This window comes from Thermosphaera aggregans, from assembly GCF_014962245.1.
GTDB classification, from domain to species: Archaea; Thermoproteota; Thermoprotei_A; order Sulfolobales; family Desulfurococcaceae; genus Thermosphaera; species Thermosphaera chiliense.
In genome coordinates this window covers 471300-496812 of record NZ_CP063144.1, presented here as the reverse complement: position 1 = coordinate 496812, position 25513 = coordinate 471300, and the positions used below count along the sequence as shown (strand labels likewise).

Here is a 25513-nt window from a genome sequence, read left to right as displayed (position 1 = left end):
GGCAGATAAGAAGTCGGGAATGGGTGTTAAAAAAGGTTTGTGAAAGAGAGCTTACTCCTCTTCAATCTTCTTCGTATATATGTTACTAATGCTCCGCCGGTGCCGGCAACTGCTAGTGAAACGATGACGGGCTCAGGAATAGGCATTGGCTGCAGGGTTTCCGGATAATTGCTCGACACGTAGTATGCGACGAGATCGTTGCCCTCTACAGCAAAGACTACCACTGTTCCAGGTGATCCGCCTGGCAACACAACCATGTTCACCGGTATATTGCTAACGCTATCGTCTGTGCTAACCGGTATGACGAAACTCCCGATGCCGCCGTCCTCCCCGACCAGTGCCAGGAACAGGTCGTAGTTGCTCGTGCCGAGATCCCTTACCGAGTACGCTACAGGGAACAACCCTGCTCCTGCATCATAGGCTACTCTAACATAGCTGGAGCTCCTGTCAGCCAGGGAGACCAGGCCCGTGTTCGAGCCATCAGGACTAACCAGCGTGATGTTAACATAGCCTCTTGCACTGTAGGCAAGCAACCACTTCCCGCTACCTCCCGCAATCCACGGGTAATAGGTTGTAGCGGAACCATAATCATACAAAGATATGCGAGATACAATCTTAGTATCTAAATCGAAAACAGCGTATGCCAGCGCGCTGGAGTTTTCATTATAAGCGGTCAACAAGTAACGGCCACTACCGAGCAGTGCAGTGTACATTGGGTAGACGTTGTAGTAGGAGTAGCTACCAGTCATATCAGGCTCTGGCCCTTGATCACCGGTCCTGGAGTCAATGGTGTAGGTGAATATAAAGAAGCCTAATGTACTATGAGAATTTCCATGAATACCTATGATGTTGTGATCGGTTGTTTTATTCCTAGCAACTACGAGGAACGATTTGGTTACATTATCAAATATTAAACCGCCCATAACGTCTACTCCAATCTTTACGTCAGCCGCAGGTGCTCCAGCTAGATTTACATTAGCGAATCTGTTGGTATATTGGGGCGTCAAGTCTAAGAGGTTTAATGTATACCTGGATACAGAGGTGGTCTGCTTGCCGTAGCCTATAATCCACCATCTAGTGCCGTTGGAGTGTTCGAAGAATGCGACTAACGGATGGTTCTGATAAGTATCCAGGTAGATATGTTGTGGCTGTGTAGGAGTGCCTGTTACTGGCACGAAGCTGTACAGTACAACTCTACTATTACCACTTCTGGTGAGGTTTGTCCACGCTACCATGAAGCCTGTTTCATTAGCCGCTATGTCCAACATCCCGCGCCATACGTTGGCGTACCAGTCAGATCCCTTATCTGGACCGTAGTCGTAGCTGTTGACGATGTTCCCCTCTCTGTCCAGTATTCTAACATGCAGTGTATAGTCTCCACCGTAATCCGAGAATGCTACTCCAATGTAGTTTCCATCAGGTGTGACGGCTACTCTAACACCCCAGGAAGTACTGTTAGCTATTGCCCCACTGTGCAGGGGTATCCTGGTTATGGTTGGTAGTTTCTCATTTTGTATCGGGTATTCTATGTACAGGTTCCACTGTGAAGGATCAAAGTCGTTTGGATAGTCCTCTACTACAGCGTGGTTGTTGTCAATCATCCACTTGTTTACGTTTAACAAGTGGGTTGTGTTCTCCCTTACATAGGCTACTGCTATAACTCTTCCTTCACCGTCTACGCCCCCAGCTTTGTCTATGTCCAGATATACTACTCCTCCATGCTGTGCTAGTAGATTGGTTAAGGCCTGCTATGCCTGCTGTCCTTCAGAGGTATCAAGCTCCGGCGCGTCAATATCTGCTAGCCTGACAACCGTCCTGTACTCTCCCCCTACGTAGACCGGCGGGGATATGCAGAACGTGTCCCCGTCCACCACTTCTGTGACAACTACCCTGGCATGCGGGAAGTCGCCGTGAACGCCCACAGGATCTGGTGATGCTGCAAGCGGGGTTAGAGTTGTTAGCAGGATTAGGAGAGTTAAAATAGGGATAGGTTTAATACTCACGAGTATTCAACCTCTCTAAATATTATTTTAGGTATATATTGTATAAAAGCATTTAATATAAAATCCCAGGTTTTCCGCGAACCTTAAGCATCCATTCCTGAGCATTCAGGAGCAAACGCGTTTAGACGCCTATTTCCGGTAAATGCTCAGTGCTCTAAACACGGGAGGGGGTTTGTTGATGCTGAAGTTTACCCGGGATCAAGCAGGCACCTCCGTGCCGGGTTATTTCCCAGAATCGCCGCGTAATCCAGGGATTCCCCTTCTTTAAAGTTTCGTCGAAACTGTGTAATCCAGGGACCGGCCATTCGAAGTTTTCAACCGCTCTAAACATAGGGAATCCAGGCCTTCTTCATGTTTTCACAATGTATTTACTCCATACCTGATAGGCTGGTTTAGGACTGGAGGCATCCAGCCTTTCTTGGCGTGATTGCAGAGCCTGTATCAACACTTCTTTTTAAGCCTTAGAACACTCTTAGGATGGGGAACTAACGTCTCGTATGCTGATTTTGATGTGAAAACCTGGTGTTTAATGCTGGTGTTTTTAAGAGAACGCGGGCCCGCGGGGATTCGAACCCCGGGCCTCCGGCTTAGGAGGCCGGCGCCCTATCCTGGCTAGGCAACGGGCCCTCCTCAGTATTGGGATTATGTTGTCTTGTTTATAAGTGTTTACCTCGACAGCCCGTCACGGGATTGGGGAGTGTTCTCCATTACACCTTCTAAACGTTAATATAGCTTTGAATCGTAAGTAATAATAGAGGTGCATGTTATGATTGTCACGCCTTCATCACAGGCTGATTTAGCGGGTTCTTTCAGCAAGATGCGTGAAGGCCTTCTCTACGGTATCATAGGCTCAGTCTTAGCCGGGGCCTCCCTGATGTTCCTTCTCTTCGGGATGCTAGCCTCCACCGCCTCCAGCGGCGATGGAGGAGGTGCCTCAGCATTAGGGGTGTTGCTGGCCAGCGTGGTAGGAGTCTTAATAGGAGGAGTACTGTGGCTGTGGGGTTTCTACGGGAAATTCATCCCTGGGGTAGAAGAGCTTAGGAAAGCCCGGCCCGAGTACTCGACAGCCGCCACGTTGATCAGGATAGGCTTCATCTGGGGGTTAGTACTAGTCATCATAGGTGTAATCCTGACGTTGATATTGATTGGAATACTCCTAGTGTTAATAGGCTACATCCTGCTGATACTTGGATACGTTGGAATGATCATCCTATGCTTCAACCTCAACTCGAGCGAGGGCAACAGCCTCTACCTGGTAGCAGGCATCCTCCTCATCATAGGAATATTCATCCCAATCCTATCATTCATCGCATACATTCTCATGTACGTAGCGCTGGGAGACGCCGTCAGAAAATACAGCACCATGCAACCACCCCCGCCGGCAACCCCTCAACCCAGCCCAGCCCTTCCCCCGCCAGTATAATTTTTTAAACTACCTCCCAACCTTTCTGATAACGGGGAAACCCGTAGTCATTCTTAAGTTTTTAATAAGGTCATGGTTTATCATGATAGTAAGGAGGGGGCCGTAGTCTAGCCTGGCTAGGATGCGGGGCTTGGGCCCCCGTGACCCGGGGTTCAAATCCCCGCGGCCCCATCTCAAGGCTTGATGAAACCGCTAGAAACTGAGAAATGATGATCTTTCAGCGGACTGACCTGGAAACATTTAAAAAACCATGCGATATAGGGTTTTCACGGTTGAGACGGATTGCACGAGGCAGGCTTACCTGATGATTTAAGCTTTATACTCGGAGAGGTTAAATCCTTAAGCGTTGAGAAGAGGAGCATACACGAACTGCTCCTGGCAATGGCTGACACAGCCTTCCAGGGGAGGGCTTTAGGGGAGGCCTACAAGGTTTTGCTGGAAATGTTCAAGGACCCCGAGAACACTATTTTCCTAGGCCTGGCCGGCTCGCTCAGCACGGCCGGGATGTGGAGGATTGTGAAGTGGCTTGTGGAGCAGAGGTATGTTGACATCGTCGTCTCAACAGGAGCGGTCATTAGCGAGGATATTTTCGAGGCAATGGGGTTTAAATACTATAAAACCCTGCCCACCGTTGACGATGAGAAGCTGTTGAAACACAAGTACGACAGATTCTACGATACCGTGGCAAGCGAGCTGGAGTACAGGGAGATGGAGAAGCTCATAGGAGAGTTCGTCGAAACACTCCCGCCGGGAAAGCCCTTCTCGACCGCTGAATTCCTACACGAGTTCGGTAAATGGCTTAGCGAGAAAGGAATAGACTGCATTGTCTCAGCAGCATACAGGGCTGGAGTACCCGTTTTCTCCCCAGCCCTAGTTGACAGTGCTTACGGTATGGCAACCCTCCTCGCCTACAGGAAGGGACACAAGGTTGTAATAGACATGGTGAAGGATTTCAGCGATATTGTCGAGCTGGGGAAGCGCTCCAGAAAGCTCTCAGCAATATACGTAGGGGGAGGGGTTCCCAAGGACTACGTCAACCTCGTCACCGTGGCGCAAACCCTCATAGGAGAGTATGAGGAAGGGGTTCACGACTACTACAAGTCTCTCGAATACGTTGTACAGTTCACAACCGATGCGCCCCAGTGGGGAGGGCTGAGCGGGGCAACCCTTGAAGAAGCTGTGAGCTGGGGTAAGGTATCTCCTGTTGCAAGGAAGAGGACTGTTTACGTTGACGCTACAATAGCCCTACCGTTAATCTCTCACGCATTGTTGGAGAGCGGGGTTAGAAGAGCTAGGCCTTTCGACACCTCATGGTTCTTCCAGCGCCGAGGCTAGACTAGCGATAGAAGAATCGCTGCCACAGCCAGCGGGTAAGCATATTTCAGCAGGAACGCTACAGCCTGCTCTGGCTTATACCTTGGAAGGATCGAGTCAGCGACCACCAGGATTGTGAAAACCACTATGGTTTTCAGGTAAACCACGAGCGCTGAGGCCATCCAGTTTGAAGGGTCGGCAGGCCAGACTCCTCCTAGGAACAATACTGCAAATATCATTGGCATAACGATTCTTTCAGCGAACTTGAGGAAGAAGCCGAAGGCAAGCCTGGGGCCGCCGAGCTCTGTAAAAACCCCCCAGTATATTTCAGACTCAGCCTCCGCAGTGTCAAAAGGCTTAACCATGAGGGCTCCGAGCATGCCTAGGAAGCCCGATATTGTTGCAAGGATCATCGCTATTGATTCTGAAAACCCGGATGTCCAAGCACCAGCCGCTCTCAGAGAGGTGAGGTAGATGCTGAAATCGCCTCCTGTTCTCGAGGAGATTATCAGCGGAACTAAGAGGGATGCGGCGAAAACAGGCTCTGAGACGGCGAGGACTGCGAGGAACCTGGCAGCGCCAATGGTTGTGTAGGGGTTTGGGTGAGCCACTGCAAGGTATGCTATTGCAAAGGGAGCTATGAGGAGGAAGTAGAGCACTGCTATAGCATCGTATCTCGCATAGATCGGGCTGTAAGCCACGGGTAGTGCAAGCTGGGCTACTATTAAGACACCTATCCCAAGGCTTACAACGATTACAGGGCTGTGCATTAGCGAGTACTTGTTAACCATGTCCCTCTTAGCCACCAGCTTTAAGAGATCTGCTAGAGGTTGCAGTATACCGGCAGGGCCGGCATGAATAGGGCCCCTCCTGAACTGTATTCTCGCCGATAGTTTTCGAGCCAGCCACTGAGTAAATATTATTAGGATTATGGTGAAGACTAGGCCCGGGTAGACCAGCGCTTGGATTATGAGATCTAGGATGCCGGCCATCCACTACCACCCCAGCAGGAAGGATGCAGCGACAAGGGCTGCGAGGAAAATAAGCGCGAGCAGGTACCATGAACTGATTTCTCGGCTGAAGGATTCAAGCCTCAGCACCCTCCTCCCCAGCGCTCTCCTAAGAATGTCCTTGAGAATCCTGATCGCTGAGAGCCTAAGGGGTTCGTCAACAACGAAGCCTCCCATCACTATTAAACCTGATACATCATCTCTCTGCTCAGGTGTTTTAGAAGCGGCTAGTTTCTGAAAAACCACGTAGAAAACGAGATATACTGTAAGCCCTGTTAAGACCGCCATCCCAGTATATATTATGGTGAACTCGTACACATCCATCATAACCACCTGCTACTCGAAGATTTTAGATACGTCTTTCTCAAACACCTCGGAAACACTTTTCCTAGCCTCCTGGTCCTCGAGGGCCTGGGCGTTGATCCAGTGAACATAGAACAGCTTCCTATCCTCGTCAACATCGATCACCACTGTTCCCGGAGTGTTTGTTATCGAGTTCGCTATTGAGACAATCGAGTACTCGCTGCTAACACCGTAGGGAACTCTTACAATAGCTGGCTTGTATTTAGCACTAGGCTTAAGAATGAGCTTAATCACCTCCCAATGAGCCTTAGCCTCTACAACAGTGAAGTATTTGACAAGGTAGGCTACAGCCCTGGAAAACCTTGCTATCGAGAGCTTCCCAGGGTTTCTCACAAGGTCCTGCCCAAGCAGTAGCGACACGCCTAGGCCGGTTAGCAGGGCTATACCAACCTCTAGCACCCCGTAGGAGCCTGTGTAAACCAGGTATATTAAGGCTAGCAGTAGGGTTGGAATTATAGCGGAAACCTTACCCACCGCTCTCAACCTCCTTCAACTTAGTCGTTATCAAAGAACCATACTCCCTTGCAATCCGGATGGAGATTGCAGCTAGGAGCAGTAAGACTGATAAGCCGATGACTATTGCGGTGACTATCAGGACCTGTGGAACAGGGTCAACGCTTCCTGCGGAGAACATGGAGATTTGACCAGCCTCAGGGAACACAGGGTTCTCGAGACTTCCGCCGGGGTAGACTGGCGGGGTGGTTGACGATAGCGTGTAGCCAAGGTATACTAGGAGCACGTATATCGCGTCGCCGAGGATTGTGAACAGAGCCATTTTCTTAACCAGGTGGGGCCTGGAGGCGATGCCGTAGATAGAGAACCCTATTGTCAGGGTCAATGTGAAGCCTATATAGTACCATAAAGCCTCCTCGATCACTTGCCAACACCTCCCTTCTCAAACTCTGCGGTTAAATAGTAGAGTGCGAGAGTGAAGCCCGTTAAGACTGCAAGGTATTCGGCAATGTTATAAATAAATATGGAGCCCGAGAGTAGCATTTTGAAAAACGGGGTTTCTATGAGAGCTGGGTAGCTGAAGCCTGTCCCAGGCTTCCCCAGGTTCTGGAACAAGTATGCTTCCACGTTCACAGCTCTAGAGTATATAACTGGTAGCAACCCGGTTAAACCGATCAACGATACGCCGAGGGCTCTCAGGAATAAGAGCCTCTCGCCTTTGAACCCTAGCATGGTTAAACGCTGGCTTGAGAAAGCCAGCATTAAAATCAGCGGGGCTACGACAAATACCGAGCCGCCTTGGAAGCCTCCCCCGGGTGTTACATGCCCGTGGACGGCGACAGATACGCTTACAACAACTATGACCGGTGCGAGAATCCTTGACACAAGCCTAACTATCACTGTGGAGGCTTGGGTTTTAGCAATCGCCTGACGGGTTCCAGCTATTAATGAGAGGGATGCAACTATTGCTAGGAAGAGGACGCTTGTCTCGAAGAACGTGTCAAACCCTCTTTGATCCCATATTACTGCTGTAACAACTTCGAAACTCATTGAAGTAAGGATGGAGCTTTGGAGAGGTATGACTGTGAGAAGCGTTTCAGCTAAGCCCGTGAGCCCTCTTTCAGGGCTGAGCATTCCCAGAGAGTAAGCCAGCGTGAAAATCAAAACCCCTATCGAAACCGGGATTAAAACCTCAAGCCTCCTCATACCTCTCACCCTTCGAGAGCACGTAGAGAAGTATAACCGTGTTCAGCCCAAGGCCTATGGCAACGTAGGCTATTAGCAGGTCAGGCGCCAGGAAGATTGAAAGTATGAGAGCGTAGAACACGGATTCAACACCAGCCAACACCACGGCTTTGGCAACATCCTTCTCCTGGACAACCACTATTGTTGATATCAAGGCAAGGGTTGCAGCTAAGGATGCGAGGATAAGCATTATCATTTCTTCTCACCCTTCTCCAAATCCTCCCTCAACCTGTCCGCAACCACGCTGGGCTCAGCCTCCCTCGACCTGTAAACCCCCCTTGCAAGGGCATGGGAGCCTGCTGGAACACCCAGGGCTATAACAGCTGCAGCGACCAGGGATACCCCTGAGAACACGGCTTTAAGCCAGAATTCAACATCGAGCCCTAGGACTGTAAACGCTACGCCTATAAGCGGGTAGAAGCCTCCCCCGATGGCTCCTACGGTGGCAGCGTGGAGCCTAGTGTAGAACTCTTTAAACTTGAAGAAGCCTAAGGACGCGACTATGTCCAATACTCCGCCGACAGCGAGGAGACTGATGCCCAGGTAGAAAAGCAGTTGATCAATCACCTAGCCCACCTCTTCTCCAGGTATTTCGCAACGATAAGGTCAAGCAGGAATATCCAGGCGCCGAGCGGTATAACTCCCACTAACAGGTAGGGAGACCTGTAGTGCAGGGCGACAAGCATCATTAAAACGATCAAGTCAACCGTTAACGCGTCAATAGCTAGGACAGCGTCACCGAGGTTTCTCGAGGTGAAAACCCTTATTGAGTAAACAATCATCGCCACGGTGAACAATCCTATTAGAAACGGGGTTACAGAGGCCAGGGATTCCACCGCTACCATTACTCCTCACCCTTGCTTGTGGTTGCCTCGCCTTTTGAGAGAGCGCCCCCGCTGTAAGCCTTGGTGAACAATTCCTTGGTCACTGTAACCCTGCCCAACGGCTCCTTGAGCTGTAGAGGCTGTTTGAAAGTAGTGTCCTTGTTTGTGGTGAATAGCTCGTAGCCTGTGACAGTGGTCATCGAGAGAGCTCCTACCGGGCAGTATTCAACGCAAAGTCCGCAGAAAGTGCACTTTGAGTGGTCTATTCTCGGGAATCTCCTCCTAGGGTTCTGGGGGTAGTTGCCTTCAACTGAAACCATGTCTATGCATGCTGCCGGGCAGACCTGCTGGCACATGCTACAGCCGGTGCATTTAAGCATGTCTAGGACATGGGCTCCCCTAATCCTTTCTGTTTTAAACGGGTTTGACTTCCTCGGGACTAGACGGGTGTAGGGTTTGCTGGCAAGGTGTTTCAAGGATTTAACCAGTGTAGGCAACACCATGCGAATCACCTGTCCAGGTCGGGCGGGCAGGGGTCCAGGGATGCAAGGATCACGGGGAAGTCGGCAATAGTCACCTCTTCCCTGGAGACAATGTGGTCAACCACTGTTGTTAGAAGAGGCATTGACATGCTTCTCAGCCTCACCCTGTAGGGCTTCCTGCCTCCCTGGCTGATGATGTGGATCATGTACTCGCCCCTTGCTGACTCAACCCTGGCTACTCCCTCGCCTACGGGAGCGGTGAGCCCAAGCTTAACCCTGAGGGACTCGCCGGGCCTAACCTCGTCGAGCGCCTGCCTTATTATTGAGAGGGATTGATGTATCTCCTTGAACCTTACGACAGCCCTGTCGTAGGAGTCGCCCGATGCTCCGACAGGTACCTCGAACCTTACCTTGTCATAGTTTAAGTAGGGTGCGTGAACCCTTAAATCATACCTCAGCCCTGAAGCCCTCAGCACGGGGCCAGTAACCCCCAGGTTTAAAGCATCCTCAATCGATAGCTTCCCCAGTCCTTTCAACCTGGCCTTGAAAATGCTGTTTCCCAGTAAAGCTTCCTCCACATCCCTGGCCTTCTCCTCCACGAACTCTACAACGCGCGTTGTCTCCTCCTTAAAGTTCTCTGGGAGCGAGTACCTGATGCCTCCTGGTACGCTGAGGTTGTGGTAAACCCTGTGCCCGGAAATCCTCGCGAACCATTTCAGAATCTCCTCCCTAGCGGCGACAGCCCAGTAGGCCGGGGTCCGCAGGCCAATGCTCCCGCCTATGAAGTGGCTCCAGAACAGGTGTGATGCTATCCTGCCCATTTCAGCCTGGATCATCCTGAGCCATTTAGCGTTCTCAGGTATCTCAGCCTTGTAAATATCTTCAACGGCTAGCGAGTAGGCTATTTCAAGGTGGTCAGGGTCTTCGACGCAGAACCTGTAGCTCATTGCAACATTCATCTCCCAAGTCCTGTTCTCCATCATTTTCTCGAAACCCCTGTGGAGGAATCCCGGGACAACCTCTGCTTTAACAACCCTGTCACCGTCCAGCCAGAGTTTGTAGGCAATGTTGCCAGGAACCCCGGGGTGCTGGGGTCCGAAGTAGACTACCTGGTAGCCGCTACCTTCCATACTTGTAGCCTCCATACATTGTTTTAACCACGAAGCCCGCCGTGTCAACATCCTTCCTAAGAGGCGGGGGTCCCTCCCAGTTGCCTTCAAGTATCCACTTTCTAAGCAAGGGGTGGTTCTCGAATAAAACACCCATCATCTCGTAAACCTCTCTCTCAATGTAGAGGGCTAGGGGGAAGATGTCGTGCACGCTTTCAACGGTGGGATTCGCCCTCGGAGTGTATGTTTTAACCCATTTCTGCTCGCCTGTCCCAGGGTTTTCAAGAATATAGTAGAGCTCTATCACTCCTTTATCAGGGTAGTCAACCGTGTTGATGTTGATGAAGAGGCTGAACCCTTGATCCTTAAGCTCTTTCAAAACCATCTTTAACTTCTCTCTTTCAACGCTTAGCTTGCAGATTTTATGCTTAGCGGAGGCTTCGTAGCACTCGGGGTATGACGGGTTGAAAACATAGTTAACGGGTTCGCCCGCTTGCTTAGAAGCCTTATCCAAGTACTCCTTAAGCCACTGCTTCTCAAGCTCCTCATACCTTGCTATCTTCTCGAAAGCATCAGGCTTTATCCGTGAAATATGTGTCTCAAGCCCGGAGGTGGCGATTTTCCTCCTTAAATACTCCAGCATGCTGAAGTAGTCGTCAGGCATTGGCATGCAGCCTGGAACCCATCCCTCAACATCCACGAACTCGTCAAGCCTCTTGTAGGTGGCGTAGCTGTCCCAGTATAACCCGCCTGTTGCAGTGCAGTTGCATCCAGCCGCGACCAGCCTAGGCTCTGGAACCTGCCTGTACATGTTGAGGAATAGCTTAACCGTTTTCTTGGTTAGATAGCCCATTCCAACGTAGAGGTCGCTCTGCCTAGGGGTTGGTGCAGGCATGTACCCGTATCTCTCCCAGTCTAAAGGAGACATTACTATGGGAGGGAACTCCACCGCTCCGCATGCTGAGCAGTAGTGTATCATCCACATACTCCTGCTACGCGCCCATTTAACAAGCTTGTCAAGCAAGCTCATAGCGAACCACTCTCGCAGTACAGGATTCCGCTTATCTCTGAGAGGTAGTCAATCCTTCCAGCCGTTATCGAGTTTGAAGCCGATGAGATTAATGGTTCGATCGAGAAAGCGTAGACAACTCCGAGCACTATTGTGAGAGCAGTGAGGAGCAGTAGATAGGTTTTAAGGGCTTTGGGAACAAGCTTCAAACCCTCCCTTGGAGGAGCAAGAATCATCGCCGATACTGCTTTAATGAAAGCTGTTAAAGCAAGAAGTGACCCAGCAAGCGAGGTGAAAAGAGCTAGCGGAACAGTCACGTCCGCGTTCAAAGAGTTGAAGAGGTTTACGTAAACACCTAGCTTAGCGATGAAGAAAATGGTAGGGGGCAACCCTGTCACGGCTGCCGCTCCAACTATTAATCCAGCTTGAAGTATTCTCGAAGACCTGAGAGAACCCTCAACGTTCTCGAACACGTCAGTACCGTATGAACTCCTAACCCAGCCTGCCGTCAAGAAGAGCAGGGGCTTCACTACTGCATGGGCCAGTATGTAGGCTAAGGCCACTTCTACGCCAGGTGGTCCGAGAGACAGTGCTATTGCAACATACCCCGAATCCATTACCACGGTGTAGGATATGGTTTTTGAAAAACTCCTAGAGTATAGTGCTCCCAAACCCCCTACTATAATGCTGGCTATTCCAAGGATTCTTAAAGAGTATTCTAGAACAGGGTTCAACCCGTTTAAAACCGTGTAGACAATCCTGGTCAACGCGTAGTATGCAACTCCCTCGGAAACCCCTGCTAGAAGCGAGGCCGTCACCGGCCCCGTGGAGGAGTAGGCTGGAGGAAGCCAGAAGTGGAGTGGTACGAGAGCCTCATCCACAACCAGCCCCCAGAAAAGTAAAAGAGAAAGGGTTTGCAAGGCTTCGACAGGGTTTTGAGAAAGCCCCCTGCCACACGCTGCGAAACCCTGCTCTATCAAACCCATGTGGCCAATGTTCAGGGTTCCCGTGGCGAAGTAAATTAGAACAGCCCCCATGAAGAAGAGAAGCCCGCCAACGCCTGCAACCATGGCGTAGTCGAAGGCGGATCTATAAGATTGCTTAGAACCCCCCAACGCTACAAGACCGTACGTGGAAACCAGCATCACCTCCATCATCACGAACATGTTGAACAAGTCTCCCGTGTACAAGACCCCGGTGAACCCTGCCAGCAGGCCGAGGTATAGAGCTAAGTAGTACTCGTCGCTCTGAGGCTGTAGGACAGGTATTAAAGGATATAGGAGGAGTCCAAGCCCTGTCGCGATGACTGCTAGGAAAGCTGAAAACTCGTCGACAACGTAAGTAATGCCTATGGGAGGAGGGAAGCCTCCGAGCTCATAGTACAGGATCCCGGAATCCTTCACCGATAAGTAAGTTAATAAGGAGAAGATGAGGGATGCGAAAACATAGGCGAACGCGTAAATCCTTGAAAACACCTTCCCTGCTTTAAACACCTTGAAAAATACTAGAGTGAAAGCTCCGAAAACCAGGAGGTAAGGGGTGAGAGCGGGCAGTATGCTTACAGAGCCCATTAGGTTCACCAAACCTAACATTTCTTACAATAACAGGCTATTTAAACCTTATTTCCCGGAAAAACCCACGCTTTGAAACACTACATCCAGATTGTCTCTGCTTATTAGGATGAGTGCGGCGGCCGGGATTTGAACCCGGGATTTCCGGCGTGGCAGGCCGGCGTCCTAGTCCAGGCTAGACGACCGCCGCTTCAAATATATGAATTCCGACCTGGAGGTTTTAAACATTCATGATTGGTTAAAAAGTAAAAAATATTTAGGACTCACTAATCCTATTTTCATAAGGATGCCGCCGTAGTATAGCCCGGTCAAGTATGCGGGCCTTTCGAGCCCGTGACCCGGGTTCAAATCCCGGCGGCGGCATATCCTTGCCCGCCGCAATCCTGCTAAGCCTGGTTATCTACATTATAGAATCCTACACATGTGTCTGTATTCAAGGACCGGTCCCTAGGAACCAGGTGGATGGATAAAATTTCGCTCATGGCTCGCAAGGCTTATCGAAACAGATCCCTTATCTTTTCCGCCGCCTTGCTGACTTTGTAAAAATGTAATAGATATATTTATGAAAAGCTGAATCAATTCAAGAGGAGAGGCGTTTGTGATGATTGGAAAACTAATCTACTGCTCCGTTGAGCTTGAGCGTAAGGTTGCATCTCTCTACCAGGAGCTCGCATCACTCGCTGAGAGTGGGGAACAGTTTGCCTCGCTTCTTTTAAAGCAGATCGGGCTTGAAAGCATGGTTCACAGCGAGGTTCTCCGCTCACTGGGCGTGAGTTTAGGGTTGTACGAGGAAACAGGAGAGTGTCAAACACTAATTGGTGATGTTTGGAGTAGGGTTGAAGAAGCTTATTCAAAAATTAAGCAACCGGGAAAGGCTGATGTCAGAGGTGTTTTGAAAGAACTAGTATCTTTGGAGGGCTTTGTAGGGGAGGAGACGTATCATAGACTCCTACTACCATTACTGGAGAAAGTCTTGCAGGATAGGGATTCCCTTAGGTTAGCCAAGCTCGTGTTGGAGAAGATTATCCAGGATGAAGGCTTCCACGAGAAAGCTGTGAATAGTATTCTGAAATACTAGTTAGGAGGCTACGGTTTACTGGTTATCACGTTTTATTGATTAATGATTTCTCCCACGGTTTCTTGAAACGTTTTGGAGGCGCTGAGTTAAGAGTTCTCACTCGCTGGGAAATGCCTTCTTTAGAAGAGCTTTAAACTCGCTTCTAAGCTTGTTTAAAACCTCCTCGTTCAGCTCGATGGTGCGGGGTTCGCTACCTCTTCTCCAAGACTGGATAATTGGAACTGTACTGCCATTCTTCTCGACGAACCGGGTTTGGACAACCACGTCTGAAAGGGCTGCGTTCATCTCACACCAGTCTCTAGGTGTGCAGGCTCCGAATCTCATATTGGTGACCCCATTGTTCTTTGTCCATATCAGCTCGTTCACTAATGAGTTAAAGTAATCTTTTTCATCGAACAGTTTGCTGAAAACCTCTATCCCGTGGAAAACGATAACATCTGGCTTAGACTTCTCAAACTCTAATATTGAGCGGGAGTATAGTGATGTTAACGCCTCTCCAGCCGGGTTGACTGATTCTACAACCATGTACTTGTCAACCAGCCTATGTGCTTCCTTTCTTGAAATCCCTGCGTAATTTACAAGTACTTTCACAACGCTATCTAAAACCTCGTCCTTCGAGTAAACGTAGGATGTGAAAAACGCCACCATCTCATTCGAAACCAGGTAGTCGAGGATGAAAATAACTGGTATTGCTGACCGTGCAAACGGGTCGTAGGTGAAAAAGACTACCTCACCCCTCAACAGCCTCGGAATAACCTCCCTTGTTAGGGAAAGAGTGTCCTCGAGAGGGGTTCCGTCTCCTAGGAATATTCTCTCAGGAGCAGGGGGTGGAAAAACCCTGATGCCCTCACCCTCCACTATCTCGAATGGGAACTCCACCGCCCTAAGCGGGGCTCCCCGGATCTTTCTAATCTCCATCGCCCTGTCCAATAATCCGCGAACAACATGGTGTTTCAAGATGATGACGATATCGGATACAAACTCTATTGACCCCAGGTTAACTCTCTCCTCACCCATCGGTATCTCTGCAAGCAACACCGCTATCCCCCTAATGCTTCTCGAAACCTCGTAGAAAAAGTTCTGCAGTAACATCCTCTGCTCATCCTTGTTCTTCACTGGCTCGAGAAGGGCGTTTATAGAGTCAACTACGATGACTCTGTAAGAGTCCGAGGAAAGAAGAACCGATAACTCCCTTATCAAATCATCAACCAGGGTCATCATAGGAAACCTTACGTGTTTGAACAAGCCTTTCTCTTCAAGCCCTTCAAGATCGAGCCCAAGCCTCCTTGCATGCCTGTAAAGCTTCTCCTTGTCTTCTTGAAAACTAATATATAAACACTTATGTCCAATCCTAGCATTAGCGTGACACAACTGTAATGCGAGAGTTGTCTTCCCAGCACCAGGATGGCCGACTATGACCGTCAGCGTCCCAGGCTGGAAAGCTTCGTTAAACCTTTTGTCAAGCTCCTTCAAGCCGGTGGTAAAATCCAATAGTTCTCACGCCCACTTAATCCTAACCTGTATCAATATACTTATATAATTTAAAGAATTCTTTTATAATTTTTGATCGTATCCACTTTTAAAACCTTTGAAGCAATATATAAAAGTGTGATTTGCTTGCCACTCAAGACTATTGATAAACGACTGAAAAAGCTTGAAGAACAGTCGAAACGCATAGGGCTCGCCCTGAGGCACGTGCTGGAAGAATTTGTTTGCAGGGCGAACGCGGGAACTGGGTGCACCGATTTATTCGTCAGTAATCCCGGCAAGCTAAGGGATCTACTGCGCGAATATTACGAAGGCAATATTAATACTGTTAAATTCCTGGTGAGAGAGATGTATATAGTTCCCCTCCTCATTCTCGCAGATGAGGAATCATCTGGAAAGGAGGAGTTTTTGACGGAACTCTTCATCAAGGATCCTGATGCTTTTAAAAAAGAAGTAGAGCTTCTACTGGAAAAAATCAAGCCTTAAAAACCTATTTCTTAGAAAATCTCTCAACAGCCTGCTTAATCCTCTCCAACGCCTCGCTCCTACCCCTCCAACCAACAACCCTTACCCACTTGCCCTTCTCCAACTCCTTGTAGTGCTGGAAGAAGTGCTCGATCCTTTGCCTAACAGCCTCGGGGAGATCGCTCACATCCCTGATCCCCTGGAACCTCGGGTCTATCTTCTCAGATGGCACTGCAACTATCTTCGCATCCCTGCCCTTCTCATCCTCGGTTTCCAAAACACCAACAGGCCTGGCCTTGATAACCGAGCCGGGGAGGAGTGGGTCATAGGATACCACTAGGATGTCGACAGGGTCTCCATCCTCCTCAAGAGTCCCTGGTATGAACCCGTAGTTGAACGGGTAAACCATTGAGGTATAGAGGATTCTGTCTACGAAGAGCACGCCGGTATCTTTGTCCAACTCGTATTTAACCCCGGAGTTGATGGGTATTTCGATCACAACGTTAACTTCATCCGGAGCCTTGGATCCTGGACCAATCTTATCATACATGCTCATATAGCCCACCATTTCTTAAGAAAAAGATAAGTTTGACTAGATTAAAAAACAGTAAATACCTAGAGCCTTAGAATGAAGGATGATGGAATACCTTCCTTAATCACGACAGTTATCCTGTTGGGGACTTCGACACCGCTCCACGGCTCTAGAGCCTTCTTCAAGTTCTGAAGGGTTAGTATCGTCCTGTTAATTCTCTCAATAGCTTCCTCAATAACCTGTAGCTCTGATATAGGGTCTGGGTTTACGAGAATCTTCGCATCCTTCAAGTCTATGACTTTACCCGGGCCTGAAATATCCTCGCCTGCAAGCGTTTTCAACAACTCCTTCAGCTTCTTAGCCTGCTCGGCCCTTGCCCTAGCGTCCTCAAGCTTCTTCAAGTTCTCGGCTAGCTGCTGCCTTAGGGAGGCTATTGTTTCATCAATAGATTTTATCACTTCTGCAAAGGATGCATACTCCTTTATTATATACATTCAAATCCTCCTCTTCGTCTTTCGTTAATAATATAGTGCGGATTATTATAAAAATCTTTACGTAAAAACCTATCTTCTCTCCAACAGGAGTGGTATTTGAGAAGGCGTCTCTGCAACAGGTATGCCCGCTTCCTCGAGAGCCCTCCTCTTAGAGGGGTAGTCGCCAATACCCATTGAGATTATTGCGCCTGCGTGACCCATTCTCTTCCCTGGAGGAGCTGTCCTCCCAGCAATATACGCTACCACAGGCTTTTTCACCGGTAGGCTGGCGTAGTATTTTGAGAATCTTTCCTCAGCATCACCGCCTATCTCGCCTATGAGAACCACTGCTTTTGTCAAGGGGTCCTCGCTAAACATCTTGTAAACCTCTATGAAGTCGAGGCCAGTGACGGGGTCTCCGCCAAGGCCGACCACTGTTGAAACCCCCATGCCATGCTTGGCCAGCTCTCTTGCAACCTCGTAGGTGAGTGTTCCACTCCTGGATACTACGCCTACCGTTCCCGGGGTGAAAACGTGTGAGGGCATGATGCCCAGCTTGGCTTCGCCGGGAGTCATTAAGCCAGGGGTGTTAGGACCAACTATTACCACTCCCTTTCTTCTCGCGTAGTTGACAAATTTCAGCTCGTCGTGAAGCGGTATTCCCTCCGTTATAACCACTACTAGCTTAACACCGTTGTCGATCGCTTCGTAAACAGCGTCCGGGGCGAACCTTGCTGGTACGAAGATTATTGAGGCTTCAACCTCGCCGTGCTCCCTCACTATCTCTCCAACAGTGTTGTAGACTTGGACCCCGTGAACTGTTTGCCCCTTCTTACCTGGAGAGGTGCCAGCTATGATCCTTGTCCCATACTCCAGCATGAGCTTTGTGTGGAAGCTTCCCTCCTTGCCTGTTACTCCTTGAACAATTACCCTAGTGTTCTTTGAGAGGAGAATGCCCATGTCAACCACCTCTTGAATACTCGACGATTTTACGCACCGCTTCATCCATTTCAGAATAGACGACTATGCCTTTCTCCGAGAGGATCCTCCTCCCCTCCTCCTCGTTAGTTCCAAGCATTCTCACGACAACGGGTTTTGAAACACCTGTTTCAGCCAAGGCCTCGAGAATGCCGTAGGCAACCTCGTCACACCTGGTTATACCGCCGAAAATATTCACCAGCAGGGTTTTCACCTTGAAATGGGAGAGCAGTAGTTTAACGGCTTCCTTAACCCTTTCCCTCCCCGCTCCCCCTCCTATGTCGAGGAAGTTCGCAGGCCTGCCCCCGTAGTAGAGGATGGCGTCCATAGTGGCCATTGTGAGGCCCGCGCCATTGCTGATCACGCCTATATCCCCGTCCAGCTCAACATAGTTGAAGCCGAGTTCCTTAGCCTTCTTCTCGTAAGCCGTGAGGCCTCTCCCATACAGGGCTTGTAGCTCGGGGTGTTTGAACAAGCTGTTATCGTCCACTATGATTTTCGCGTCGAGGGCGACAAGCCTGTTGTCGCATGTTAGTGCGAGAGGGTTGAACTCGACTAGTTCTGCATCGTAATCAATCATTATCTTATACATGGCCGACAGGACCTGGTCTACCTGGCTGCTGAGAGACCATGGAACCTCCATGAATACTGCAGCTTCCCTACCCATGTAGGGCGAGTACCCGATGGAAGGATCTACGCTCATCCTCCTTATTTTCTCAGGGTACTTCCTCGCAAGCTCCTCGATCTCCACGCCGCCCATTGAGGAGACCAGGTAGGTAATCTGCCTCGTAGCCCTGTCAACAGTTATAGACACGTAGTACTCCCGGGATATGCAAACCTTCTCCTCAACAAGGAGTTTTTCAACCCTTTCCCCCTTGATCACCTTGCCTAGAAGCCCCCTCGCCTTCTCGTAGGCGTCACCAGGGTTTTCAGCTTTTAAAATACCGCCGGCCAGCCCCCTCCCCCCTACCAGCACCTGGGATTTCAACACCACGCTGCCGAACTCCTCAGCCGCTCTCACAGCCTCCTCAGGAGTGGATACCACTACTCCGCGAGGGGTTTGAACCCCATACCTCCTAGCAATCTCTTTAGACTCGTACTCGAAGAGCTTCAAGCAGAAACACCGGTTTCAAATAATATTCAGCTACTACTTAATAAAACAACCGGGAGGGCTGTCGTGGAGGTTTCAGAATCAAGGAGTAGTGCGGGGAGTGGGATTTGAACCCACGCAGGCCTACGCCACCGGGTCCTCAACCCGGCCCCTTTGGCCAAGCTCGGGCATCCCCGCTTCAAAATCATTAATTGCAGGAGGCCTTTTATAATCTTTAACTACCCTGGGCAATATATTGATTAATAGGGTGTTCTCAAGTGTATGTTGAAGTATCGCCTAACGAATACCATGTCCTCCATCCGAGGCCAGTATACTTGATAGTTTCCAGGAGCAGGGATGGAAGGCTTAACGTTATGCCTGCATCATGGGTTTCACCAGTGTATGACGACCCATTCCTCATAGCTGTTTCAATTTGGAGCGGTAGCCTCACACACGAGTACGTAATGGAGACCGGTGAGCTAACCATCAACATCTTAAGCGAGAAGCACGCTGAACTCGCCTACAAGTTGGGGACGGAGTCGGGGAGGGATGTTGACAAGTTTAAGAAGCACGGGCTGAAACCATATCCTTCAAAAACAATATCCACACCTGGTCTTGACGGAGTGCTAGGGTTTGTTGAATGCGTGGTAAGGGATAAGCTACGCGTTGGGGAATCCACGCTGTTCATATGTGAGTCGAAGGCTGTTCACGTTGATAAAGAGGTTTACGAGAAATACGGGTGGAACCTGTCGAAGACGAGCATACTGCTTCACGGGGCTGGTAAAAGCTTCACCACCACGAGCAGGCTTATACGGGTTTCCAAGTAGTTTTCATGAAATCCTTAAATTTGTAGCAACCATTAATATCTTATGTGATAGAGATGCCTAGGGTTCGAACCCAGCTGGTTTCATGGAGCGAGATCGTTGACTGGACTAGAAATCTTGCGAGAATAATCAGGGAGAGTGGTTTCAAGCCGGATCTCGTTGTGGCTGTTGCAAGAGGGGGTTTCGTCCCGGCAAGGCTCCTGTGCGATTTTATGGGTATCGACAATCTCGCAAGTATTCAGAGCCAGCACTGGACTGAAGCTGCCAAGGCTGAGGAGAAGGCTATTATAAAATTCCCCATGATCATAGATGCTGAGAATTTAAACATACTCATCGTGGACGATATCGTTGATACTGGTGAAACACTTAAGCTTGCGAGAGACTTTATCGCTGAGAAGTGGAAGCCTAGCAAGGTTAAAACCGCTGCACTCCAGTGGATAAGCCCTGTGGCGAAGTTCAAGCCCGACTACTACTATATTGAAGTAAAGGAATGGATATGGTTCCAATACCCGTGGACAAGGCTTGAGGATACCTACCAGTTTATCAAGAGAATGGTCTCGGAGACTTTCAAGGAAACCGGGAAAACAGAGTGGAGTTTTAACGAGATAGTGGAGGGTTTCAAGGAATGGTACGGTATCGACGTGGGCGAGGAGTACTACAGGGATGCTTTAAACGTGCTCGTTGATAAGAAGATTCTTGAATATGATGGTTCGAAGAAGGTATACAGGTTTAAGGTGTAGGATATGCTCGTGGAGACTAGGGAGAAAGCCTTAATCGGGGTAATAGGCGGGAGCGGAATATACGACCTCCCAGGCCTTGAGAATGTGAGGGAGGTTAAAATCTACACTCCATACGGAGCCCCCAGCGATAACATCATCATAGGGGAGTTGAAAGGCAGGACCATAGCATTCCTCCCCAGGCACGGCAGGGGGCATAAAATCCCGCCTCACAGGATAAACTACAGGGCGAATATCTGGGCGCTGAAAGCCCTGGGTGTTAAATGGGTTATAGCTTTCTCCGCTGTTGGAAGCCTCAAAGAGGACTACAGGCCCGGGGACTTCGTCCTCCCAGACCAGTTCATAGACATGACCAAAGGAGTTAGAGGGTTCACGTTCTTCGAAGGCGGTATCGTGGGGCATGTGAGCTGTGCAGACCCCTTCTGCGAACACCTAAGGCAGGTAATCCTTGAAGCTGCTTCACAAGTACCCGAGATCAAGATCCATCCAAAGGGAACATACGTTTGCATCGAAGGGCCGAGGTTTAGCACGAGAGCGGAGAGCAGGGTTTGGAAGGAAGTGTTTAAAGCAGACATCATAGGGATGACCCTGGTTCCAGAGGTTAACCTTGCGTGCGAGGCTGAAATGTGCTACGCCACCGTGTCAATGGTGACAGATTACGATGTCTGGGCTGAGAAGCCTGTGACAGCTGAAGAAGTGGTTAAAACAATGGGCGAGAACACTGTTAAAGCGAAAAAGCTGCTTCCGAAGATTATTGAGAGGCTTCCCGAGAAGCCGGATGAGAAACTATGCAGTTGCTGCAGAAGCTTAGAGACCGCTCTAGTATAGCTTTTTTCTCAAAGCTTATAGGGGACTTGGAGAAGGAAGCCGTAGCTCTCGGAGGCGTTATTGAGAGTTTCCTAGCCAGTAGTAGGAAGCCGTTGATAATAACTTATAATAGACAGGGGTACCTGCCTGCTTCAACAGCGTACTGGCACATAGCTACGGTAGACCCGGAGCTGAACACGCTGATAAGCGATATCCCCGCTGTTTCCCTGTACACCCTTGCCTACCGGGAGGGCTGGAGGGTTCTCGTCTTCGCGAGCAACCCCTACACCGGGTTGCTGAACACTATGCAGGTTTCAAGAATACTTAACCACGAGCTCCTCGCTGTAACATCGAAACCCATGGATGAGAGGGTTAAGAGGATTCTCGACAACTACGGCCCAGTGTATGTTGAGAGAGCGGATGAGCTTGAGGCCTCGCTCACGATGGCTCTAGGCGTGAACCATGCTCTCTCAAGCCTTTATAAGGACAAGCTTGAGGCGAGAGGTGCAAGGCTTTTCCAGCACAGTAAGGAGGGGGTGGTTCCCTTGATAGAGGAGCTCATAGAAAGATATTCCGAGCCCTTAACGAAAATTATTTCGCAGAAGGAGGTGCTGCTTACTTCAAGCAAGCTGATGGAGGCTCCAACATTATACCTGGGCGAGTCGTTGAGACGGATTGGCGTGAACGCCAGGTTTGAAAACGCTGAAAACGTAGCAGGACCCGGGTCAATAGTGCTCGTGTCAACAAGCGTGGAAGACTATTATGTCAAAGAACTCAAGTTTCAATACGCTAGAATGGGGTTGAAAACCATTGACCTATCTTTCAACACCGACCCCTTGGAAGCCGGTATTTACCTAGGGCTACTCTCGCTCTACATTGACAAATTAAGAATGCTTTAAAACATCCTCAACCTAGATTCTCTTAAGAGGGTTCACAATGTCGAGTAAGCAGAGTAAGAGAATAATTGATTCGGCATTAATAGCTGCATACGTAGGCGCAGCGATATCTTCCTTCAGCCTTGAGCTCAACTATGTCATAGCCGGCTCGCTAGTGATCCTAGCTTCCCTGATACTTATATTCAAATACACGGGTCAAGCCAGCAGAAGCGAGGCGAGAACCCTAACCTATCTCTCAGCCACCGTCATCGTCCTGGGAGGTCTCACCGGGATTGCGCTAAACAGCTTCTCAAGCATTGCGAGCGTTCTCTACACAGCTGGGTTAAGCCTGCTAGCCCTCGTCTACTCCTTAATGGTTTCAAGGAGGAGGAGTGCTTGAAGATCGGTATAATAGACTATAGGCGGGAGCCGCCGGGAAGCGTTAACGATCTTTTAGAAGCCGCTAGGAGAAGAGGTGTTGAAGCAGTCTATTTGAAACTGCCATTGATGGATGCGTTGATTGATGATGGGAGGATAGTTGTTAAGCAGAGAGATGAGCCTGTTAACATTGACGGGGCAGTGCTACGAGGAATAGGGCTGGTTATGAGCCTGGACGTGTTTGAGAAGAGGCTGGGGGTTCTTGAAGCACTTGCAAGCACGGTGCCCGTGATAAACAACCCGTTTAACGCTTTGATCGCGAAGGATAAGTGGAGAAGCCTGGTAAGGCTCTCGCTTCACGGCCTCCCAGTCCCGGACACGATGATTACTGAAAACCCGTTCTCAGCTATGAGGTATGCCCAGGCGAAGAAGAAGATTGTTTACAAGCCGCTAATGGGGAGTCTTGGGCTTGGCAGCGCCCTGATAGAAGACCCTGACCTAGCCTTTCAGACCACGAGGAGCTTGATGAACATTGGTGTTCCCAGCTATCTCCAGAAATACTTGGAGAAGCCGGGTTATGATTACAGAGTATTCGTAGTAGGTGGGAGGGTGATCGGAGCGATGAGAAGGGTGAGCAAGAATAGTTGGAAAACGAACATTGCGCAAGGCGCCCAGGGCGTCCCGGTGAGAGAGGAGGAAGCGCCGGAGATATTCGCAACGGCTGTCAAGGCTTCGGCGATTCTTGGGCTGGATTATGCTGGTGTAGATGTTGCGGAGGATGTTTCAACCGGGAGACACTATATTTTAGAGGTTAACGCGTTCCCCTACTGGGAGGGCCTGCGGGCTTCAACCGGTGTAAACCCGCCGGACTACATTATTGAACACTTGATAGAGAAGATTAAAAAGTGATCGTGTTAACTCGTTGAAAGATGCTGTTTTAAAGGAATGTTAACATAGTCTTTTTCAAGATGATGAATAGTAAACCGTCGGATAAGTGAAGAAGAGCTCTCATCCTGATTTCTAACACATTAATAATTCCTTATGTGATAAAGGATTAAATGGGGTTTGAATTGACCAGTGAAGTAGTTAGAAGCCTTATACACGGGGCTTTAGTCGGTTTAGGATCCTACTTCAAACCGGGAAGTCTTCACAGGTTGAAGCCTTTGAAAACCTATGATGAAGCATCATGCAACATTGTATCATCCCTCCCGCTTCTAGAGGAGGCTTTCTTGCTGGGGGAGAAGGTTAGGAAGGGTGAGCTAAGCTTTGCAAGCATTGAACTAGGGAAGATTATTGCCAAGCTTCTCAGAGAGTCTTACAGGTTCTGCAACACCTGCCACCCCTCGTACACTGTGCCTTTACTGGTGTTTTCAATGGCTATCGGCCACAGCAACGTTGTAAGCATCACGGCTGATTCAAGCAAGTTTAAGAGAAGCCTGGAGCTCATTCTATCGGTAAACAAGCCGGGAGAGGTTAAATCTGTGGTGGATGCTTTTAAAACTGTTGGAAGAAGTGACCTCTACGAGCACTTGTATTCAACAGGTGTAGATCAGCTAACACTTGTCAAATCCGGTGTCTCATTCAGCGAAGTATTTAAAACCCTCGGGTCTAAGCACCCGGCATTCACGCTTTTAGAATCCAGGGACACCCCGTTGTTCAACTACTTGAAAAAGCTCTCCGAGTACTATAAGAAGACAAGGGATTTGAACAACACGCTCGTAGCGTTCTACCTGGACCTCTCAGAACCATTCATGACCGCTGAAGCGAGGAAGCTTGTTGAGGAGGCAAGGAGCCTTGGCTTAATGACGAGCAAGGAGGGTGCTAGAAAGCTTTACGAGGCTGACCTACAATTAGGCAAGCAAGGTATAAGCCTGAACCATTTAGCTGACATCGTATCAGCCATGGGGGCTGTAGCGGTTTTCGAAGGATTCACCTAGGCTTGGCAAGCCAGTTTAAAATGCTTCTCCTAGGCTTAACCTCAATGACTAAGATTCTCCCCCTGCCTGGGAGGGAGGCATTGTAAATTGGTACATTGTTTACAACCGTGTACTCCACCACGGCGTTGTGAGCGTGGGCGTGGATCACAAGGTCAACCAGCTCGGGCTTAACCACCTCGCTCATCCTCTGCGAGGCGAGATAAGGATAGATGCTCGGCTTCTCCCCCTTTAGATTACTGTATGAGATGCCGTAGTGTGAGGCGAGAATGGTTATCTCCGCTGCTGAATCCCTGCATTCCCTTAAAAGGCCTGCTATTTTCCCGGGGAGATCCCTGTAGTACTCTAGAATCCCCGGTATGTTACTAGCCTGCCACGGGGTCGGCTTGTCCAAGGCTCCTCTCGTACCTACGATACATGTTTTAAACCTGTTTAAACCGAACACTCTCAACTCGTCGTTAAGCCAGGAGATTTCAGGGTATTTCGCGTAGTATTCTCTCTCAAAACCCCTGTACTCCTCGTTTCCAAAAACCCCTATCACCGGAACATTCTCAAACCTCTTCCTAATCGCCTGGTAAACAGGTGCGAAGGCCTCCACGTTATTCTTCTCGACAATGTCTCCGAGGAGGATGAAGGCATCGATGTTAACGGGAACCTCGCCTAAGGATTTGAGGAAGAGGGGCAGGAACTTTGGCGAGTGGACATCGCCAACAGCAGCTATAATCAACTCGCACACCTAATCGTTAATTTTAAAAAACTAGTATTATATCTCTCTACTAGAAGGTGTTTAACATGACCAGTGGTTTAATAAAAGGAGTCAACAAGCCGGGACATAAGGGATGGACAACTGAGAAGTGCATTATCTGCAAGACTAACATAGACTTGTACGAAGCCTACGAGGGGAACAATGCCTATTACTGCCCGAAATGCCTTAGCCAAGGGGTGAAGGCTTACTTCTGTAGCGCTGATGCTAGAAGGGTACACTACAAGTGCCCCTACTGTAAATCAGAGCTGAAGCCTTACTACCCGATTTAAATATCTATCTAAC

The 25513-nt window shown here is 49.4% G+C and carries 32 protein-coding genes and 5 tRNA genes; 14 read left to right on the top strand and 23 right to left on the bottom strand.

What is annotated here, in order from left to right:
• Nucleotides 1–26 precede the first annotated feature (26 nt).
• From IMZ38_RS02960 to IMZ38_RS02950, 3 genes are all read right to left on the bottom strand, one after another.
• Complete coding sequence (locus tag IMZ38_RS02960) at nucleotides 27–1601, bottom strand: hypothetical protein (protein WP_193436684.1); 1575 nt, start codon at nucleotides 1599–1601, stop codon at nucleotides 27–29.
• 147 nt (nucleotides 1602–1748) lie between these two features.
• Nucleotides 1749–2003 (bottom strand): hypothetical protein, encoded by a 255-nt coding sequence (locus tag IMZ38_RS02955; RefSeq protein ID WP_193436683.1) that lies wholly within the window; start codon nucleotides 2001–2003, stop codon nucleotides 1749–1751.
• Nucleotides 2004–2555: 552 nt separating this feature from the next.
• Nucleotides 2556–2630 (bottom strand) — tRNA-Arg (locus IMZ38_RS02950).
• Between the two features lie 139 nt (nucleotides 2631–2769).
• Here IMZ38_RS02950 and IMZ38_RS02945 point away from each other — a divergent pair.
• From IMZ38_RS02945 to IMZ38_RS02935, 3 genes are all read left to right on the top strand, one after another.
• Complete coding sequence (locus IMZ38_RS02945; RefSeq protein ID WP_193436682.1) at nucleotides 2770–3426, top strand: DUF973 family protein; 657 nt, start codon at nucleotides 2770–2772, stop codon at nucleotides 3424–3426.
• Between the two features lie 96 nt (nucleotides 3427–3522).
• Nucleotides 3523–3597, top strand: a tRNA-Pro gene (locus IMZ38_RS02940).
• 111 nt (nucleotides 3598–3708) lie between these two features.
• Complete coding sequence (locus IMZ38_RS02935; RefSeq protein ID WP_193436681.1) at nucleotides 3709–4761, top strand: deoxyhypusine synthase; 1053 nt, start codon at nucleotides 3709–3711, stop codon at nucleotides 4759–4761.
• On the opposite strand, the gene IMZ38_RS02930 is transcribed toward IMZ38_RS02935, so the two are convergent.
• The 13 genes from IMZ38_RS02930 to IMZ38_RS02870 all read right to left on the bottom strand — a co-directional run bounded on the left by IMZ38_RS02930 (nucleotide 4758) and on the right by IMZ38_RS02870 (nucleotide 12996).
• Nucleotides 4758–5732 carry a complex I subunit 1/NuoH family protein gene (locus IMZ38_RS02930; RefSeq protein WP_193436680.1) on the bottom strand — a complete coding sequence of 325 codons (975 nt, stop codon included), beginning with the start codon at nucleotides 5730–5732 and terminating at the stop codon, nucleotides 4758–4760. The genes IMZ38_RS02935 and IMZ38_RS02930 overlap by 4 nt on opposite strands.
• A gap of 3 nt (nucleotides 5733–5735) precedes the next feature.
• Nucleotides 5736–6074 carry a hypothetical protein gene (locus IMZ38_RS02925; RefSeq protein WP_193436679.1) on the bottom strand — a complete coding sequence of 113 codons (339 nt, stop codon included), beginning with the start codon at nucleotides 6072–6074 and terminating at the stop codon, nucleotides 5736–5738.
• 12 nt (nucleotides 6075–6086) lie between these two features.
• Nucleotides 6087–6587 carry a Na+/H+ antiporter subunit E gene (locus tag IMZ38_RS02920; protein ID WP_193436678.1) on the bottom strand — a complete coding sequence of 167 codons (501 nt, stop codon included), beginning with the start codon at nucleotides 6585–6587 and terminating at the stop codon, nucleotides 6087–6089.
• Nucleotides 6580–6990 carry a sodium:proton antiporter gene (locus IMZ38_RS02915; protein WP_193436677.1) on the bottom strand — a complete coding sequence of 137 codons (411 nt, stop codon included), beginning with the start codon at nucleotides 6988–6990 and terminating at the stop codon, nucleotides 6580–6582. The genes IMZ38_RS02920 and IMZ38_RS02915 overlap by 8 nt, the downstream gene beginning before the upstream one ends.
• Nucleotides 6987–7772 (bottom strand): MnhB domain-containing protein, encoded by a 786-nt coding sequence (locus IMZ38_RS02910; RefSeq protein WP_193436676.1) that lies wholly within the window; start codon nucleotides 7770–7772, stop codon nucleotides 6987–6989. The genes IMZ38_RS02915 and IMZ38_RS02910 overlap by 4 nt, the downstream gene beginning before the upstream one ends.
• Nucleotides 7759–8007: a Na(+)/H(+) antiporter subunit B gene (locus IMZ38_RS02905; protein ID WP_227410913.1), complete on the bottom strand. Its 249-nt coding sequence runs from the start codon at nucleotides 8005–8007 to the stop codon at nucleotides 7759–7761. The genes IMZ38_RS02910 and IMZ38_RS02905 overlap by 14 nt, the downstream gene beginning before the upstream one ends.
• Nucleotides 8004–8378 (bottom strand): monovalent cation/H(+) antiporter subunit G, encoded by a 375-nt coding sequence (gene mnhG / locus IMZ38_RS02900; protein WP_193436675.1) that lies wholly within the window; start codon nucleotides 8376–8378, stop codon nucleotides 8004–8006. Before mnhG ends, IMZ38_RS02905 begins: the two co-directional genes overlap by 4 nt.
• Nucleotides 8375–8656: an MrpF/PhaF family protein gene (locus tag IMZ38_RS02895; protein ID WP_193436674.1), complete on the bottom strand. Its 282-nt coding sequence runs from the start codon at nucleotides 8654–8656 to the stop codon at nucleotides 8375–8377. The genes mnhG and IMZ38_RS02895 overlap by 4 nt, the downstream gene beginning before the upstream one ends.
• Nucleotides 8656–9138, bottom strand: a complete 483-nt coding sequence (locus IMZ38_RS02890) for an NADH-quinone oxidoreductase subunit I (protein WP_193436673.1) — start codon at nucleotides 9136–9138, stop codon at nucleotides 8656–8658. Before IMZ38_RS02890 ends, IMZ38_RS02895 begins: the two co-directional genes overlap by 1 nt.
• Before the next feature lie 5 nt (nucleotides 9139–9143).
• Nucleotides 9144–10262 (bottom strand): NADH-quinone oxidoreductase subunit D, encoded by a 1119-nt coding sequence (locus IMZ38_RS02885; RefSeq protein ID WP_227410912.1) that lies wholly within the window; start codon nucleotides 10260–10262, stop codon nucleotides 9144–9146.
• Nucleotides 10237–11256 carry an NADH-quinone oxidoreductase subunit NuoB gene (nuoB, locus tag IMZ38_RS02880; protein ID WP_193436672.1) on the bottom strand — a complete coding sequence of 340 codons (1020 nt, stop codon included), beginning with the start codon at nucleotides 11254–11256 and terminating at the stop codon, nucleotides 10237–10239. The genes IMZ38_RS02885 and nuoB overlap by 26 nt, the downstream gene beginning before the upstream one ends.
• On the bottom strand, nucleotides 11253–12815 hold the full coding sequence (locus tag IMZ38_RS02875) for a complex I subunit 5 family protein (protein ID WP_227410947.1): 1563 nt from the start codon (nucleotides 12813–12815) through the stop codon (nucleotides 11253–11255). The genes nuoB and IMZ38_RS02875 overlap by 4 nt, the downstream gene beginning before the upstream one ends.
• Nucleotides 12816–12920: 105 nt before the next feature.
• Nucleotides 12921–12996: transfer RNA gene (locus IMZ38_RS02870), tRNA-Gly, on the bottom strand.
• 98 nt (nucleotides 12997–13094) lie between these two features.
• Here IMZ38_RS02870 and IMZ38_RS02865 point away from each other — a divergent pair.
• Both IMZ38_RS02865 and IMZ38_RS02860 read left to right on the top strand, forming a co-directional pair.
• Nucleotides 13095–13169: transfer RNA gene (locus IMZ38_RS02865), tRNA-Glu, on the top strand.
• Between the two features lie 238 nt (nucleotides 13170–13407).
• A complete protein-coding gene (locus tag IMZ38_RS02860) occupies nucleotides 13408–13884 on the top strand; it encodes a hypothetical protein (RefSeq protein WP_193436670.1) in 477 nt (158 codons plus the stop codon).
• A 96-nt stretch (nucleotides 13885–13980) separates the two neighbouring features.
• On the opposite strand, the gene IMZ38_RS02855 is transcribed toward IMZ38_RS02860, so the two are convergent.
• Nucleotides 13981–15375: an RAD55 family ATPase gene (locus IMZ38_RS02855; protein ID WP_193436669.1), complete on the bottom strand. Its 1395-nt coding sequence runs from the start codon at nucleotides 15373–15375 to the stop codon at nucleotides 13981–13983.
• Nucleotides 15376–15501: 126 nt separating this feature from the next.
• Here IMZ38_RS02855 and IMZ38_RS02850 point away from each other — a divergent pair, with 126 nt between their 5' ends.
• A complete protein-coding gene (locus IMZ38_RS02850) occupies nucleotides 15502–15858 on the top strand; it encodes a hypothetical protein (RefSeq protein ID WP_193436668.1) in 357 nt (118 codons plus the stop codon).
• Nucleotides 15859–15862: 4 nt separating this feature from the next.
• Here the strand turns inward: IMZ38_RS02850 and ppa are convergent, their stop codons facing one another.
• The 5 genes from ppa to IMZ38_RS02825 form a co-directional block, all read right to left on the bottom strand.
• The gene (gene ppa, locus IMZ38_RS02845) at nucleotides 15863–16393 is read right to left on the bottom strand and encodes an inorganic diphosphatase (protein ID WP_193436667.1); all 531 of its coding nucleotides are present in this window, start codon (nucleotides 16391–16393) and stop codon (nucleotides 15863–15865) included.
• A gap of 59 nt (nucleotides 16394–16452) precedes the next feature.
• Complete coding sequence (locus tag IMZ38_RS02840) at nucleotides 16453–16863, bottom strand: hypothetical protein (RefSeq protein WP_193436666.1); 411 nt, start codon at nucleotides 16861–16863, stop codon at nucleotides 16453–16455.
• 69 nt (nucleotides 16864–16932) lie between these two features.
• The gene (gene sucD / locus IMZ38_RS02835) at nucleotides 16933–17802 is read right to left on the bottom strand and encodes a succinate--CoA ligase subunit alpha (RefSeq protein WP_193436665.1); all 870 of its coding nucleotides are present in this window, start codon (nucleotides 17800–17802) and stop codon (nucleotides 16933–16935) included.
• A 1-nt stretch (nucleotide 17803) separates the two neighbouring features.
• Entirely contained in the window at nucleotides 17804–18934 is a 1131-nt protein-coding gene (sucC, locus tag IMZ38_RS02830) for an ADP-forming succinate--CoA ligase subunit beta (protein WP_193436664.1), read from the bottom strand.
• A gap of 89 nt (nucleotides 18935–19023) precedes the next feature.
• Nucleotides 19024–19108 (bottom strand) — tRNA-Leu (locus tag IMZ38_RS02825).
• Nucleotides 19109–19188: 80 nt separating this feature from the next.
• Between IMZ38_RS02825 and IMZ38_RS02820 the strand changes: the two genes are divergently transcribed.
• From IMZ38_RS02820 to IMZ38_RS02790, 7 genes are all read left to right on the top strand, one after another.
• Complete coding sequence (locus IMZ38_RS02820) at nucleotides 19189–19737, top strand: flavin reductase family protein (RefSeq protein ID WP_193436663.1); 549 nt, start codon at nucleotides 19189–19191, stop codon at nucleotides 19735–19737.
• A 53-nt stretch (nucleotides 19738–19790) separates the two neighbouring features.
• A complete protein-coding gene (locus tag IMZ38_RS02815; RefSeq protein WP_193436891.1) occupies nucleotides 19791–20474 on the top strand; it encodes a phosphoribosyltransferase in 684 nt (227 codons plus the stop codon).
• 3 nt (nucleotides 20475–20477) lie between these two features.
• Nucleotides 20478–21299: an S-methyl-5'-thioadenosine phosphorylase gene (locus IMZ38_RS02810; protein WP_193436662.1), complete on the top strand. Its 822-nt coding sequence runs from the start codon at nucleotides 20478–20480 to the stop codon at nucleotides 21297–21299.
• Nucleotides 21260–22177: a hypothetical protein gene (locus IMZ38_RS02805; protein WP_193436661.1), complete on the top strand. Its 918-nt coding sequence runs from the start codon at nucleotides 21260–21262 to the stop codon at nucleotides 22175–22177. The genes IMZ38_RS02810 and IMZ38_RS02805 overlap by 40 nt, the downstream gene beginning before the upstream one ends.
• 37 nt (nucleotides 22178–22214) lie before the next feature.
• Nucleotides 22215–22553, top strand: a complete 339-nt coding sequence (locus IMZ38_RS02800; protein WP_193436660.1) for a hypothetical protein — start codon at nucleotides 22215–22217, stop codon at nucleotides 22551–22553.
• Nucleotides 22550–23440, top strand: coding sequence for an ATP-grasp domain-containing protein (locus IMZ38_RS02795; RefSeq protein WP_193436659.1), 891 nt, complete (start codon nucleotides 22550–22552; stop codon nucleotides 23438–23440). Before IMZ38_RS02800 ends, IMZ38_RS02795 begins: the two co-directional genes overlap by 4 nt.
• A 161-nt stretch (nucleotides 23441–23601) precedes the next feature.
• A complete protein-coding gene (locus IMZ38_RS02790; protein WP_193436658.1) occupies nucleotides 23602–24468 on the top strand; it encodes a hypothetical protein in 867 nt (288 codons plus the stop codon).
• Here the strand turns inward: IMZ38_RS02790 and IMZ38_RS02785 are convergent.
• On the bottom strand, nucleotides 24461–25201 hold the full coding sequence (locus tag IMZ38_RS02785; protein ID WP_227410911.1) for a metallophosphoesterase family protein: 741 nt from the start codon (nucleotides 25199–25201) through the stop codon (nucleotides 24461–24463). The genes IMZ38_RS02790 and IMZ38_RS02785 overlap by 8 nt on opposite strands.
• A gap of 56 nt (nucleotides 25202–25257) precedes the next feature.
• Between IMZ38_RS02785 and IMZ38_RS02780 the strand changes: the two genes are divergently transcribed.
• Nucleotides 25258–25500, top strand: a complete 243-nt coding sequence (locus tag IMZ38_RS02780) for a hypothetical protein (RefSeq protein WP_193436656.1) — start codon at nucleotides 25258–25260, stop codon at nucleotides 25498–25500.
• Nucleotides 25501–25513: the final 13 nt, after the last annotated feature.

Bases quoted from the DNA above. Each gene is read 5' to 3' on its own strand.
- IMZ38_RS02885 (WP_227410912.1), bottom strand. From the start codon at position 10,262: ATGGAGGCTACAAGTATGGAAGGTAGCGGCTACCAGGTAGTCTACTTC.
- IMZ38_RS02815 (WP_193436891.1), top strand. From the start codon at position 19,791: ATGCCTAGGGTTCGAACCCAGCTGGTTTCATGGAGCGAGATCGTTGAC.
- IMZ38_RS02840 (WP_193436666.1), bottom strand. From the start codon at position 16,863: ATGTATATAATAAAGGAGTATGCATCCTTTGCAGAAGTGATAAAATCT.
- IMZ38_RS02810 (WP_193436662.1), top strand. From the start codon at position 20,478: ATGCTCGTGGAGACTAGGGAGAAAGCCTTAATCGGGGTAATAGGCGGG.
- IMZ38_RS02910 (WP_193436676.1), bottom strand. From the start codon at position 7,772: ATGAGGAGGCTTGAGGTTTTAATCCCGGTTTCGATAGGGGTTTTGATT.
- IMZ38_RS02895 (WP_193436674.1), bottom strand. From the start codon at position 8,656: ATGGTAGCGGTGGAATCCCTGGCCTCTGTAACCCCGTTTCTAATAGGA.
- nuoB (WP_193436672.1), bottom strand. From the start codon at position 11,256: ATGAGCTTGCTTGACAAGCTTGTTAAATGGGCGCGTAGCAGGAGTATG.
- sucD (WP_193436665.1), bottom strand. From the start codon at position 17,802: ATGGGCATTCTCCTCTCAAAGAACACTAGGGTAATTGTTCAAGGAGTA.
- IMZ38_RS02945 (WP_193436682.1), top strand. From the start codon at position 2,770: ATGATTGTCACGCCTTCATCACAGGCTGATTTAGCGGGTTCTTTCAGC.
- IMZ38_RS02905 (WP_227410913.1), bottom strand. From the start codon at position 8,007: ATGATAATGCTTATCCTCGCATCCTTAGCTGCAACCCTTGCCTTGATA.
- IMZ38_RS02805 (WP_193436661.1), top strand. From the start codon at position 21,260: ATGCAGTTGCTGCAGAAGCTTAGAGACCGCTCTAGTATAGCTTTTTTC.
- IMZ38_RS02960 (WP_193436684.1), bottom strand. From the start codon at position 1,601: ATGATTGACAACAACCACGCTGTAGTAGAGGACTATCCAAACGACTTT.
- IMZ38_RS02800 (WP_193436660.1), top strand. From the start codon at position 22,215: ATGTCGAGTAAGCAGAGTAAGAGAATAATTGATTCGGCATTAATAGCT.
- ppa (WP_193436667.1), bottom strand. From the start codon at position 16,393: ATGAGCATGTATGATAAGATTGGTCCAGGATCCAAGGCTCCGGATGAA.
- IMZ38_RS02860 (WP_193436670.1), top strand. From the start codon at position 13,408: ATGATTGGAAAACTAATCTACTGCTCCGTTGAGCTTGAGCGTAAGGTT.
- IMZ38_RS02780 (WP_193436656.1), top strand. From the start codon at position 25,258: ATGACCAGTGGTTTAATAAAAGGAGTCAACAAGCCGGGACATAAGGGA.
- IMZ38_RS02925 (WP_193436679.1), bottom strand. From the start codon at position 6,074: ATGGATGTGTACGAGTTCACCATAATATATACTGGGATGGCGGTCTTA.
- IMZ38_RS02890 (WP_193436673.1), bottom strand. From the start codon at position 9,138: ATGGTGTTGCCTACACTGGTTAAATCCTTGAAACACCTTGCCAGCAAA.
- IMZ38_RS02930 (WP_193436680.1), bottom strand. From the start codon at position 5,732: ATGGCCGGCATCCTAGATCTCATAATCCAAGCGCTGGTCTACCCGGGC.